Source organism: Janibacter cremeus, assembly GCF_013409205.1.
In the GTDB taxonomy this organism is placed as follows: domain Bacteria; phylum Actinomycetota; class Actinomycetes; order Actinomycetales; family Dermatophilaceae; genus Janibacter; species Janibacter cremeus.
In genome coordinates this window covers 1337306-1349551 of the sequence record NZ_JACCAE010000001.1, presented here as the reverse complement: position 1 = coordinate 1349551, position 12246 = coordinate 1337306, and the positions used below count along the sequence as shown (strand labels likewise).

General features: G+C 71.1%; 13 protein-coding genes. 6 read left to right on the top strand and 7 right to left on the bottom strand.

What is annotated here, in order from left to right; translation table 11 throughout:
• Positions 1 to 66: 66 nt before the first annotated feature.
• Positions 67 to 1227 carry an acyl-CoA dehydrogenase family protein gene (locus tag BJY20_RS06330; protein ID WP_185990743.1) on the bottom strand — a complete coding sequence of 387 codons (1161 nt, stop codon included), beginning with the start codon at positions 1225 to 1227 and terminating at the stop codon, positions 67 to 69.
• Positions 1228 to 1327: 100 nt separating this feature from the next.
• Between BJY20_RS06330 and BJY20_RS06325 the strand changes: the two genes are divergently transcribed.
• Together BJY20_RS06325 and BJY20_RS15990 are read left to right on the top strand one after the other, a co-directional pair.
• A complete protein-coding gene (locus tag BJY20_RS06325; protein WP_185990742.1) occupies positions 1328 to 1921 on the top strand; it encodes a PepSY domain-containing protein in 594 nt (197 codons plus the stop codon).
• A 37-nt stretch (positions 1922 to 1958) separates the two neighbouring features.
• Positions 1959 to 3080 (top strand): LCP family glycopolymer transferase, encoded by a 1122-nt coding sequence (locus BJY20_RS15990; RefSeq protein WP_185990741.1) that lies wholly within the window; start codon positions 1959 to 1961, stop codon positions 3078 to 3080.
• Here the strand turns inward: BJY20_RS15990 and BJY20_RS06315 are convergent.
• The 6 genes from BJY20_RS06315 to BJY20_RS06290 form a co-directional block, all read right to left on the bottom strand.
• Complete coding sequence (locus BJY20_RS06315) at positions 3077 to 4144, bottom strand: sulfate/molybdate ABC transporter ATP-binding protein (RefSeq protein ID WP_185990740.1); 1068 nt, start codon at positions 4142 to 4144, stop codon at positions 3077 to 3079. The two genes, BJY20_RS15990 and BJY20_RS06315, sit on opposite strands and share 4 nt — an antisense overlap.
• The gene (locus tag BJY20_RS06310) at positions 4141 to 4923 is read right to left on the bottom strand and encodes an ABC transporter permease (protein ID WP_185990739.1); all 783 of its coding nucleotides are present in this window, start codon (positions 4921 to 4923) and stop codon (positions 4141 to 4143) included. The genes BJY20_RS06315 and BJY20_RS06310 overlap by 4 nt, the downstream gene beginning before the upstream one ends.
• Positions 4920 to 5672: a molybdate ABC transporter substrate-binding protein gene (gene modA, locus BJY20_RS06305; RefSeq protein ID WP_343062796.1), complete on the bottom strand. Its 753-nt coding sequence runs from the start codon at positions 5670 to 5672 to the stop codon at positions 4920 to 4922. The genes BJY20_RS06310 and modA overlap by 4 nt, the downstream gene beginning before the upstream one ends.
• A complete protein-coding gene (locus BJY20_RS06300) occupies positions 5669 to 6070 on the bottom strand; it encodes a TOBE domain-containing protein (RefSeq protein WP_185990738.1) in 402 nt (133 codons plus the stop codon). The genes modA and BJY20_RS06300 overlap by 4 nt, the downstream gene beginning before the upstream one ends.
• Positions 6071 to 6134: 64 nt before the next feature.
• Complete coding sequence (locus BJY20_RS06295; RefSeq protein ID WP_343062795.1) at positions 6135 to 6944, bottom strand: SGNH/GDSL hydrolase family protein; 810 nt, start codon at positions 6942 to 6944, stop codon at positions 6135 to 6137.
• A complete protein-coding gene (locus tag BJY20_RS06290) occupies positions 6941 to 7618 on the bottom strand; it encodes a uracil-DNA glycosylase (RefSeq protein ID WP_185990737.1) in 678 nt (225 codons plus the stop codon). The genes BJY20_RS06295 and BJY20_RS06290 overlap by 4 nt, the downstream gene beginning before the upstream one ends.
• 94 nt (positions 7619 to 7712) lie before the next feature.
• On the opposite strand from BJY20_RS06290, the gene BJY20_RS06285 reads away from it, so the two are divergent.
• From BJY20_RS06285 to groL, 4 genes are all read left to right on the top strand, one after another.
• Positions 7713 to 9071 carry a pyridoxal phosphate-dependent decarboxylase family protein gene (locus tag BJY20_RS06285; protein WP_343062794.1) on the top strand — a complete coding sequence of 453 codons (1359 nt, stop codon included), beginning with the start codon at positions 7713 to 7715 and terminating at the stop codon, positions 9069 to 9071.
• A 414-nt stretch (positions 9072 to 9485) separates the two neighbouring features.
• Positions 9486 to 9785 carry a DUF3263 domain-containing protein gene (locus tag BJY20_RS06280; RefSeq protein WP_343062793.1) on the top strand — a complete coding sequence of 100 codons (300 nt, stop codon included), beginning with the start codon at positions 9486 to 9488 and terminating at the stop codon, positions 9783 to 9785.
• An 85-nt stretch (positions 9786 to 9870) separates the two neighbouring features.
• Positions 9871 to 10335, top strand: a complete 465-nt coding sequence (locus BJY20_RS06275; protein WP_185990735.1) for a GNAT family N-acetyltransferase — start codon at positions 9871 to 9873, stop codon at positions 10333 to 10335.
• Positions 10336 to 10551: 216 nt separating this feature from the next.
• Complete coding sequence (gene groL, locus BJY20_RS06270; RefSeq protein WP_185990734.1) at positions 10552 to 12183, top strand: chaperonin GroEL; 1632 nt, start codon at positions 10552 to 10554, stop codon at positions 12181 to 12183.
• Positions 12184 to 12246: the final 63 nt, after the last annotated feature.

Here is a 12246-nt window from a genome sequence, read left to right as displayed (position 1 = left end):
TGGTGCGGCCGACCATACGAACTAGAGCCAGCAGCACTTCGTAGGGGGCGAAGGGGGAAGGGGGCGTCAGAGGGAGGCGAGCAGCTGGCGCGAGATGACCAGGCGTTGGATCTGGTTGGTGCCCTCGAAGATCTGGGTCACCTTCGCCTCGCGGAAGTACCGCTCGACCGGGAAGTCCTGCGTGTACCCCGCGCCGCCGAGCACCTGGATCGCGTCGGTGGTCACTCGCATCGACGCGTCGGTCGCGACGAGCTTGGCGACGGCAGCCTCCTTGCCGAAGGCCCGCCCGGCGTCACGCAGCCGCGCGGCGTGCAGGTAGGTCGCCCGCGCGCTGGTGACCGCTGCCTCCATGTCCGCCAGCAGGAAGGCCAGACCCTGGTTGCTCGCGATGGTCCGGCCGAACTGCTCGCGCTCGGTGGCGTACTTCGCCGCGACGTCGAGCGCCGACTGTGCCAGTCCGGTCGCCACGGCCGCGATGCCCAGGCGCCCCGCGTCCAGCCCGGCGAGGGCCATCGACACCCCACGGCCGGGGTCACCGACGAGGCGGTCACCCGCGACCGGCACGTCGTCGAAGATCACCTCGCGCACCGTGTCGCCGTGCAGGCCCATCTTCTTCTCCGGCGCCCCGAAGGTGATGCCCTCCGCATCGGCGGGCACGACGAAGCAGCTGACACCGCGGGCGCCGTCGTCGCTGGTGCGGGCGAAGGTCGTGTAGTAGTCGGCGTGGCCGCCGTGGGAGATCCACGCCTTGCGACCGCGCACGCGCCAGTCGTCGCCGTCGGGGGAGGCCTTGGTGGTCATCGCCGCGATGTCGGACCCGGCCAGCGGCTCGGACAGAGCGTACGCGCCGAGCGTCTCCCCGGAGAGCATGTCGGGCAGCAGGGCCTCCTGCTGCGCCTGGCTGCCGAAGGTGTGCACCGCGTAGGCGGTGAGCGAGTGCACCGAGACCCCGACCGCGACGGACGCCCACGCCGAGGCGATCTCCTCGACGACCTGCAGGTACACCTCGTACGGCTGTCCGCCGCCGCCGAGCTCCTCCGGGTAGGGCAGGGAGAGCAGGCCGGCCCGACCCAGAGTGCGGAAGACGTCGCGGGGGAAGGCGTCCTCGGTGGCCGCTCGGGCCTCGACGTCGTCGACCTGCGGTCGCAACGTCTTGTCGCAGATCGAGCGGGTGAGCTCGATCAGGTCGTCCCCGATCTCGGTGGGCATGAGCCTCGTTGCTGCCATACCGACCACTGTAGTGAGGAGAAGTGAGAACTCGGTGTCAGCCCCGTTCGACGGCGCCCTCCGCTTGGCCTTCCTCCCCCGTCCCGGCGATCATGGGTACATGAAGAAATCACGTATCGCCCTCACCGCCCTGGCCGCGGCGACCGTCCTCGGGGTTGCCGCGTGCGGTTCCGACGCGGAGACCGGATCCTCGCAGGACACCGGGACCACGAGCTCCTCGCAGTCGAGCCCGTCGGATCCCTCCCAGTCCTCGGACGAGACCGCCAGCGAGTCGTCGACGCAGTCCCCGGAGTCCGGCAAGGATGCGTCCGCGGTCATCTCCGCGATCGACGCGGCCGAGTCGCAGACCGGCGGCACGGCCTACGAGGTCGACGACGAGAACGGCTCCTGGGAGATCGACCTGGCCAAGGACGGCACCAGCATCGAGGTGGAGGTCTCTCCGGACGGCACGGTCACGCGGCAGAAGAAGGAGGACCTCGACGCGGATGACCGCAAGGGTCTGGCCGCCGCGAAGACCACCATCGCCCAGGGCATCGAGAAGGCGCTGGACGAGGTCGACGGCACCTTCGACGAGGCCGAGCTCGAGGAGGAGGGCGGCACGTACTACTGGGAGGTCGAGATCGTCACCGGCTCCGAGGGCGACCGCGAGGTCCTCGTCGACGTCGCCAACGGCAAGGTCAGCGTCCAGAACTGACGAGCACGCAGTGAACCCCGCGACCTACGGTGGAGGGGTGAGACCTCCCTTCGCCCGAGCCGCGGCGATCGCCGCCGTGGCCGCGCTGACCCTGACCTCCTGCTCCGGCGCCCCGGACGAAGGGGGTGACGCCACCTCGGCGTCCACCTCCACCTCGACCAGCTCCACCACCTCGTCGTCGTCGACCACGCCGAGTCCCACCGTGGAGGTCGACGGGGCGGGGAAGGGCCTGACCGATGCGGTGACGAAGAAGTACGGTTCGCAGTCGGTCACCGGCACGGCCACCGCCGGCCGGTGGCGCGGCGCGAAGGTCGCGGTCGTCACCTCCGACGACGACGTCACCCTGGCGGTGCGCCCGAAGGGCAAGCAGTGGCGGGTCGTCGGCGGGTGGTGGCCCTCGATGGACGAGGGCCCCGACCTGGGCAAGGGGCCCCGCCACGTCCTCGTCCTCGGCAGCGACGCCCGCCCCGGGGAGAAGGTCACCCGCCTGCGGGCCGACGCGATCCAACTGCTCGGTGTCGACGGGTCCGGGGGCGCCGGGGTCATGGGCTTCGCCCGGGACCTGTGGGTGCCGATCCCCGGCCACGGCCACGGCAAGCTCAACGCCTCGATGGTCTACGGCGGCCCGGGGGCCACGGTCGGTGCGGTCTCGCGCACCAGCGGTATCGACGTCGACGGCTACGTGGTCACCGGATTCACCGGCTTCCGCGCGATCGTCGACGAGCTCGGCCCGCTGTCCTTCGACGCCCCGATGGCCGTGCGATCCCACCTGCCAGGCGGGGTGATCCCCAAGGGCAAGAGCAGGCTGGGCGGCCGCAAGGCCCTCGCGTACGCCCGGGAGCGCAAGACGCTGCCCCACGGCGACTTCGATCGTTCCCGCCACCAGGGCCTGCTACTCCTCGCCGCCGCGATCCAGGCGCGCGTCCAGGGTCCCGACTCGCTGCCCCGGGCGCTGACCGTCATCGACGAGCACGCGAGCAGCGACCTCACGGCGACGCAGATGCTGCGCTTCTCGGCGAGCTTCTACCGGGTCAACCCGCTCAAGGTCGGCCACGAGGTCGCCCAGGGCCCGACGGGTATGCAGTCCGGGCAGTCGATCGTGCGCCTGGGGCAGGGGTCGAAGCAGGACCTGCGCAGCTTCCGCGACGGTCGCCTCTAGCCGACCGGGTCCGTGTGGGCCGGGTGCACCCGCACCTGGCTCGCCTTGACCGAGGCCCACACCCGATCCCCGGGGCGAAGGGGGAGTGCCGCCAGGGCCGCAGGAGTCACCTCGGCGCTCATCGGCAGCGGCGTCGACAGCCACACCCGCGCCCGGCCGGCATGTGCCTCCACGCGGGAGACCCGGCCGTGCCAGACGTTGCGCGGGGACCCCTCCGGCTGCTCCCGGTGCAGTGAGACCGCGTCCGGGGCGAAGGTCACCCAGCACGCGCCCGTGACATCGTGCGGGCCGGTCGCGATCTCCAGTGGGCCGTCCGCGGTGGGGGTGCGTGCTCCCGAGCCGGACAGCGCTGCCGCGTGCACGAGGTTGACCCCGGCCAGGCCCGCGGTGAAGGCGCTGCGCGGGTGCTCCAGCACCTGCCGCACCGGCCCGTGCTCGACGCGCTCCCCGAGGACGGTCATCGTGTCGGCGACTCCGTCCGCGACGGTGAGCACGTCGAGCACGTCGTGGGTGACGAGCACGACGACGAGGTCCTCGCGGGCGTGGGTGACGTCGGCGAGGACGGCCCGCATCGCCGGAGTCGCCTCGACGTCGAGCGCGGCGAGGGGCTCGTCCAGCAGCAGCGCATCCGGCTCGGCCGCGAGCGCGCGGGCGAGTGCCACCCGCGCGGCCTGGCCGCCGGAGAGCTGTGCCGGCCGACGGTCGGCGAAGGAGCTCATGCCGACCACCTCGAGCCAGTGGTTCGCGGTGTCGCGGGCCCCCCTGCGCCCCCGTCCGGTGCTGCGGGGGCCGAAGGCGACGTTGTCGCGCACGTCGAGGTGGGGGAAGAGCGCCGGTGCTTGGCTCATCAGGCCGACCCGGCGGCGGTGCGGCGGGACCTCGTCGAGGGCCCGGCCGTCGAGGACGACGCGCGCGCGGTCGGGTCGGGACAGGCCGGCGATGACCGACAGGAGCGAGGACTTGCCGCTGCCGTTGGGGCCGGTCACCGCGTGCCGTCCGGCGGGCAGGTCGAGGTCGACCGCCAGGCCCCGCTGCGCCCAGTCGGCGCGCACCTGCAGGCTCATGCGACCCGCTCCGGGCGGATGGTACGGGCGTACACCGTGCCGACGATGACGGTCGCGAGGACGACGAGGACGAGTGCGAGCGCCACCGCCGCGTCGGGGTCGGTCTCGCGCTGCAGGTAGATCTCCAGCGGCAGGGTGCGGGTGCGTCCCTGCGCTGACCCGGCGAAGGTGAGCGTCGCCCCGAACTCGCCGAGAGCGCGCGCGAAGGCCAGGACGCACCCCGACATCAGCCCCGGCGCGACCAGCGGCAGCGTGACCCGCGTCAGGCGCCGCCACGGGCTCGCACCGAGGGTGGCCGCGACCTCCTCGTGGCGCTGACCCAGACCCCGGACCGCGCCCTCGAGGGAGAGGACGAGGAAGGGCATGGCGACGAAGGTCTGGGCCAGCACGACGGCCGTGGTGCTGAAGGAGATCGAGATCCCTGCGGCCTCGAGGTGCTGCCCGATCAGGCCCCGACGACCGAAGGTGTAGAGCAGCGCCAGGCCGCCGACGACGGGGGGCAGCACCAGCGGCACGAGCACGAGGGCGCGCAGCACCGACTGACCCGGCCAGCGACCGCGGGCGAGAAGCAGTGCCAGGGGAGTGCCCAGCAGGAGGCAGATCACCGTCGTCGCCGCGGCCGTGCGCAGCGACAGCAGGAGGGCGTCCACGGACGCCGGGGACGTCAGCAGCGGCCACAGCTGCGCGGGCTGCACCTGGGCGACGAGCCCGGCGATCGGGACGACGACGAGCAGGACGGCCGCGGCGGCCGGGGCCCAGAGCCAACGGGGCGGCCTCACGGGGACTGGAAGCCGTCGTCTCCCAGGACCCGTTGGCCCTGCGTCCCGGTGACGAGGTCGATGAATGCCTGGGCCTCCTCGCTCTCGGCGCCCGTGAGCATCGCGATCGGGTACCGGTTGACCACGGCGTCCGCACCGTCCGCGGGGACCGTGGTCACGTCATCCCCGGCGCCGGTCGCGTCGGTGACGTAGACCAGCCCGGCATCGGCCTCGCCGGAGCTGACCTTGGCCAGGACGTCGGTCACCTGGGACTCCTCGCTTGCTGGCGTCAGGGTCACGTCCTGCTGATCGGTCAGCGTCTGTGTCGCCGTCCCGCACGGAACCTGGGGGGCGCAGATGACGACGGCGAGGTCGGGGTCGGCCAGGTCCGCCAAGGAGGTGATGTCCTCGGGGTTGCCCGGCTCGGTGACGATCGTGAGGGTGTTGGTCGCGAAGATCGTCGGCTCGCCGGCGATGCTGTCGGCGACCTTGTCCATGTTGGGCTCGTTCGCGGAGGCGAAGACATCGAAGTCGGCGCCGCCGTTGATCTGTGCGGCCAGGTCCGAGGACCCGGCGAACTGCAGCTCGACGGTGACACCACGGTTCTCCGCCTCGAAGATCTCGGCGATCTGCTCGAAGGAGTTGGTCAGCGACGCGGCTGCGCCGACCCGCAACGTCTGCCCGTCCTCGTCCTCGTCCGAGGAGGAGCAGGCGGTGAGGGACAGGGTCAGGGCGGTCAGCGCCGCGATGGCCGTGCGGTGGTGTCTCACGAGGATCCTCCGGAGGTGCCGATGATGACGTTGGTGGACTTGATGGAGGCCACTGCGACGCTGCCGGGCGCCAACCCGAGCTCGTCGGCGGCCTCGCGCGACATGAGGGAGACCACGCGGAAGGGCCCGGCCTGCAGGCTCACCTGGGCCATCACCCCGTCGCGCTGCACGTCGGTGACGATGCCGCGCATCCGGTTGCGGGCGGACTCGTCGTGAACCGGCCCGACCGCCGGCGGCGCGGCTGCCTCCTGGGCCAACCGGGCGAGATCGGCCCCGTCGACGAGGGTTCGTCCCTCTCCCTTCGTCGCGGTCAGGCGACCACCCTCGATCCAGCGCCGGACCGTGTCCGGTGAGACCGCGAGCAGCTCCGCTGCCTCAGAAACTCTCATCTGCGTCATAAAATGACAGTATCAGCCGCAACTGCAACTGTTTGCTTCGGTTGGGCTCGGTAGTTGCGAGGCCTCAGGCGTCTGGCAGGTCCGCCGGGCCGAAGGGGGTCAGTTGCGCCCGCTTGGCCGTCACCGAGTCGCCGGAGGAGCGACCGGTGAGGCGCCGTTGCACCCACGGCGCGGCGTGGGTGCGCGCCCAGCGCACGCGCTCCGCGCGCGCCCGGCCGCGGGGCCTCGGCGCTGCCGGGGGAAGCGGCTCGTCCCAGTCCGGGGGCACCGCCAGGCCGAGCGCCTGCATCGCCGCCCAGCTGACCCGGCGGTGACCCCGGGTGCTCAGGTGGATCCGGTCCTCACCCCACATGCGCGGGTCACGGACGGACTGCATGCCCCAGAGGCCGAGCACGTGCGCACCGTGACGTGCCGCGATCGAGTACAGGTTGGCGGTGTGCACGGCGTGCCGGGTCAGCAGCGCGCCGAACAGGCCGGCCCCGCGCGGGTCGGTCGGTGTTGCCAGGAGGACGTCGGCGCCGGTGTCGCGGATCCGTACGACCGCCTCCTCGAGTCGGGCCGCGATCGTGTCGAGATCGACGCTCGGGCGGAGGATGTCGTTGCCACCGCCGACCATCGAGACCAGATCGGGGCCCAGGCCGACGGCCTCGTCGAGCTGCCGCCCGACGACGTCGTCGAGCTTGCGGCCGCGGATGGCGAGGTTGGCGTAGCGGAACTCCTCGCCGCCGCTGGAGCGCGCGAGCTCGGCGGCGAGCCGATCGGCCCAGCCGATGAAGCCCCCTTCGCGACGGGGGTCGACATCGACCATCCCCTCGCTGAAGGAGTCGCCGATCGCGACGTAGCGACGCCACGGGTGTGCGGGGGCAGTGGTCACGGGAGTCTCCAATCGATGGGAGCGGCGCCCTGCTGGACGAGCAGGTCGTTGGCGGTGCTGAAGGGACGCGACCCGAAGAAGCCCTTGTACGCGGACAGGGGTGAGGGGTGCACGCTCTCGACGCACCGCTCGCGGCCGAGCGCCGGGGCGAGCCTACGGGCGTCGGCGCCCCACAGGATCGCCACGAGCGGACCGGCACGCTCGGAGAGGACCTCGATGGCCCGGTCGGTCACGGCCTCCCAGCCCCTGCCGCGGTGGCTGTTCGGGGTCCCGGGAGTGACCGTGAGGCACCGGTTGAGCAGCATGACCCCCTGCTGCGCCCACGGCGTGAGGTCGCCGTTGCTCGGTGGCGGGACCGCGAGGTCGTCGACGAGCTCGCGGTGGATGTTGACCAGCGACTTCGGCAGCGGGCGCACATCCGGGGCGACCGCGAAGGACAGCCCGATCGCGTGACCCGGGGTGGGGTAGGGGTCCTGCCCGACGACGAGGACGCGCACCTCCTCGACGGGGATCGTGAAGGCGCGCAGGACGTTCGCGCCCGCCGGCAGGTAGCCCCGGCCCTCGCTGACCTCGCTGCGCAGGAAATCACCCATCGCGGTGATCGTCCCCGCGACCGGCTCGAGGGCCTGCGCCCACGACGGATGGATCAGCTGGGACAGGTCCTGGGGGCTCACCGGGGCAATGTACCTGCGTGCTTGGCGGCCCAGGAGACTCCTGCCCGGAGGCGCTCGTACCTCCACCCGTCGGCAGAGCCCTAGAGTGCTCGGCGTGCATGGATTCCCCGACGACAACACCTCGCTGGACGACCTCGAGCGCCTGATCCTGGACTACTCCGCCGAGCGGATGCGCTACGACCCGCCCCCGCTCGACCGCGCCCTGACGCCGGAGCAGCTGCAGGAGGCCGCCGGCACGACGATCACGCCGCAGGGGCTCGGTGGCCAGGCGGCGATGGACCTCTTCGCCGACGTCCTCGCCCCGGCCTGCCTGTCGGTCGACCATCCGCGCTACCTGTCCTTCATCCCGTGCGCGCCCACCGAGGCCGCGGCGATGTTCGACCTCGTCGTCGGTGCGAGCTCGATCTACGGCGGCTCGTGGCTCGAGGGGTCGGGTGCCGTCTACGCCGAGAACCAGGCACTGCGGTGGGTCTGCGACCTCGTCGGCCTGCCCGAGGGCGCCGGCGGTGTCTTCGTCCCCGGCGGCACGATCGGCAACCTCTCCGCGCTGGTCGCCGCCCGCGGTCGGGCGCGCCACGAGGCCGCGCAGGGAACGCGGCCCTTCCGCGTCGCGACGACCAGCGGGGCGCACAGCTCGATCGCCTCCGCCTGCGAGGTCATGGACGCGGAGCTGACGCCGGTCGAGCCGGATGGGCGCGGGCGTCTGAACGGGCCCAGGCTGCGGGAGGTGCTGCTCGAGCACGGACCCGAGAGCTACTTCGCCGTCGTCGCCACGGCGGGCACGACGAACTTCGGCATCGTCGACGACCTGACCTCGGTGGCGCAGGTCTGCCGCGAGTTCGGGATCTGGCTGCACGTCGACGGCGCCTACGGCGGTGCCGGCCTGGCCGCGCCCTCGGTGCGCCACCTCTACGAGGGCATCGAGCAGTGCGACTCCTTCATCGTCGACCCGCACAAGTGGCTCTTCGCCCCCTTCGACTGCTGCGCCCTGGTCTACCGGGAGCCGGGGTACGCCCGGGCCGCGCACACCCAGAAGGCCGGCTACCTCGATGTCCTCACCGAGACCTCCGACTGGAACCCCACCGACTACTCCGTCGGCCTGACCCGGCGAGCGCGGGGGCTGCCGTTCTGGTTCTCCCTGGCGACCCACGGCACGCAGGCGTACACGACTGCGGTGGAGAAGACCCTCGCGGTCGCCGCCTTCGCCGAGGATGAGATCGCTCGGCGCGAGGAGTTCGAGCTCGTCGGCGAACGCACCCTCTCGATCGTCGTCTTCCGCCGGCGGGGCTGGTCCGCAGCCGACTACCAGGCGTGGTCGGACCGCATCCTCGACCAGGAGTTCGCCTTCGTCGTCCCCACCACGCACGAGGGGGAGACGCTCGCCCGATTCGCGATCGTCAACCCGCAGACGTCCACCGACGACATCAGCGCGATCCTCGACTCGATGGGCTGATCGCTGCGAGGTCACCCCGAGACAGGGCCGTGCCCCGGACAGAGGGGGGATGGTTGTCCGGGACACGGCGGATCAGTGGGTCGGGCAGATGCGGTCGGCGGCTCACTCCATCGCGGGGCTCCGCAACAAGCCGTGTCGGGTGACGGTCGACACGCCGCCGAGGATGGGCTCCTTCATGGCATCGTCCTTCCCCCGAGGGCACGCCCGCTCGCCTTGGGAACCGGGTCGCGGCACCGGCACGCAATAATCCATAATTTTACTCTTCACTTACTGTTCGGGGGCGACTTTGCGCCCAGCGGTCGCGCGATGTGACGGGTGGGGCTCAGGGGAGTCCAGTGATCTCGTGAGGCGTCGTGTCCAGCCGACACGCCGAGGTAATGACAGGCGTGTGATTCGCTCGGTACGCTGCCGAACGTGAACTCCGCCAACCAGGTCAATCCGTCCAGTCAGCCGACCCCCTCGGTCCCGCTCACGGACCGTGACCGCGAGATCCTGTCCTTCGAGCGCCAGTGGTGGAAGTACGCCGGCTCCAAGGAGCAGGCGATCAAGGAGCTGTTCGACATGAGCTCCACGCGCTACTACCAGGTGCTCAACGGCCTGATCAACAATCCTGCGGCGCTCTCCGAGGACCCGATGCTCATCAAGCGCCTGCGCCGGCTGCGTGACCAGCGCCAGCGCACCCGCAGTGCACGGCGTCTGGGTTTCGAGGTCTGAGCCCTCGAGGGCTGGGCCCGGTGGCTCCGGTGTCCCGGCCCCGACCGAACCCCCCCGTGGCGCGCTCTCGTGCCACGATGAGGGCGTGAGCCTGCGAATCGTCCGGGCCCGGCCCGAGGACGCCTTCATCGTCGCCGCGCTGTCGCTGCAGTTCGCGATCGCGGTCGACGGGTCCCGCGAGGACGGCTACCTGGATCGGGCCGCCGAGCACTGGGTGCGCCATCGTGGGCAGCTGCCGACATGGTTCGCCGAGCGCGACGGTGCCCACGCGGGCTACCTCCAGGCGAGCCTTTCGCCGACGACGACGTGGCCGGGGGTGGCGGACGGAAGCCGCGGCCAGCTGTGGATCCACTCGATGTTCGTCGCATCCGACCATCGCCGCGCCGGAGTCGGTTCCGCACTCCTGTCGGCCTGCGAGATCTGGGCGAACGAGGCCGGCATCGGGGTCATCCGCCTGCGGTGCGAGGCCGGGGCCGAGCAGTTCTACGACGCGGCCGGTTATGCGAGCGCCCGTGAGGTCCGCGAGAAGCGGCTGCGCCCCCTTCGCTGACCTGCCCCCTCGAACGACGTGCTGCTGACCCCGGCGTTTGCACTCTCGGGTGGAGAGTGCCAATAATGGGCGTTAGCACTCTCCCTGTGAGAGTGACAGTCCTGACCGGTCAGGTGAGGGGCGAGACCACACGGTGACGTGAGCCGAGTGGGAGCGTCCCGTCCGTCGCGGGCACCCCCGGTCGCACCCTTCGATTCGCGTGGAGGAACCACCCGAATGGCAAAGCTCATTGCTTTCGACGAGGAGGCCCGTCGCGGTCTCGAGCGGGGTATGAACACCCTCGCCGATGCCGTCAAGGTCACCCTCGGTCCCAAGGGCCGTAACGTCGTGCTGGAGAAGAAGTGGGGAGCCCCCACGATCACCAACGACGGCGTGTCCATCGCCAAGGAAATCGAGCTCGACGACGCCTACGAGAAGATCGGCGCCGAGCTCGTCAAGGAAGTCGCCAAGAAGACCGACGACGTCGCCGGTGACGGCACGACGACGGCCACCGTGCTCGCCCAGGCCCTCGTCAAGGAGGGCCTGCGCAACGTCGTCGCGGGCGCCAACCCGATGGCCCTCAAGCGCGGCATCGAGAAGGCCACCTCGGCCGTCTCGGAGGAGCTGCTCGTGATGGCCAAGGAGATCGAGACCAAGGAGCAGATCGCTGCCACGGCCTCCATCTCCGCTGCTGACGAGGAGATCGGCGCCAAGATCGCCGAGGCCATGGACAAGGTCGGCAAGGAAGGCGTCATCACCGTCGAGGAGAGCAACACCTTCGGGCTCGAGCTCGAGCTCACCGAGGGCATGCGCTTCGACAAGGGCTACATCTCCGGCTACTTCGTCACCGACACCGAGCGCATGGAGACGGTGCTCGAGGACCCCTACGTCCTCATCGTCAACTCCAAGATCGGCAACATCAAGGAGCTCCTGCCGATCCTGGAGAAGGTCATGCAGTCGGGCAAGCCGCTGATGATCATCGCCGAGGACCTCGAGGGCGAGGCGCTGTCCACTCTCGTGGTCAACAAGCTCAAGGGCACCTTCAAGTCCGTCGCCGTCAAGGCCCCGGGCTTCGGTGACCGCCGCAAGGCGATGCTCGCCGACATCGCCATCCTCACCGGTGGCCAGGTCATCTCCGAGGAGGTCGGCCTCTCCCTCGAGACCGCCGAGCTCGACCTGCTCGGTCGCGCCCGCAAGGTCGTCGTCACCAAGGACGAGACGACCATCGTCGAGGGCGCGGGTGACCAGGAGCAGATCTCCGGCCGCGTCAACCAGATCAAGGCCGAGATCGAGAACTCCGACTCGGACTACGACCGCGAGAAGCTCCAGGAGCGCCTCGCCAAGCTCGCCGGCGGCGTTGCCGTCATCCGTGCGGGTGCGGCCACCGAGGTCGAGCTCAAGGAGCGCAAGCACCGCATCGAGGACGCGGTGCGCAACGCGAAGGCCGCAGTCGAGGAGGGCATCGTCGCCGGTGGTGGCGTCGCGCTCCTGCAGGCGACCAAGGTGGCCTTCGAGAAGCTCCAGCTCGAGGGTGACGAGGCCACCGGTGCGAACATCCTTCGCGTCGCGGCCGAGGCCCCGCTGAAGCAGATCGCGGTCAACGCCGGCCTCAACGGCGGCGTCGTCGCGGAGAAGGTCGGCAACCTGCCGGCCGGCGAGGGCCTGAACGCGGCCACCGGCGAGTACGTCGACATGATCGCCCTGGGCATCATCGACCCCGCCAAGGTGACCCGCAGCGCGCTGCAGAACGCCTCGTCCATCGCGGCGCTCTTCCTCACCACCGAGGCGGTCATCGCCGACAAGCCCGAGAAGTCGGCGCCGGCCATGCCCGGTGGCGACGACATGGGCATGGGCGGCATGGGCTTCTGATCCCAGGCCTCCACGCCTCGAAACCGAAGGGCGGTTCCCCACGAGGGGGACCGCCCTTCGTCG

Excerpts from the sequence above, each read along its gene's own strand:
- BJY20_RS06330 (WP_185990743.1), bottom strand. The coding sequence starts at position 1,227 with ATGGCAGCAACGAGGCTCATGCCCACCGAGATCGGGGACGACCTGATC.
- BJY20_RS06325 (WP_185990742.1), top strand. The coding sequence starts at position 1,328 with ATGAAGAAATCACGTATCGCCCTCACCGCCCTGGCCGCGGCGACCGTC.
- BJY20_RS06315 (WP_185990740.1), bottom strand. The coding sequence starts at position 4,144 with ATGAGCCTGCAGGTGCGCGCCGACTGGGCGCAGCGGGGCCTGGCGGTC.
- BJY20_RS06300 (WP_185990738.1), bottom strand. The coding sequence starts at position 6,070 with ATGACGCAGATGAGAGTTTCTGAGGCAGCGGAGCTGCTCGCGGTCTCA.
- groL (WP_185990734.1), top strand. The coding sequence starts at position 10,552 with ATGGCAAAGCTCATTGCTTTCGACGAGGAGGCCCGTCGCGGTCTCGAG.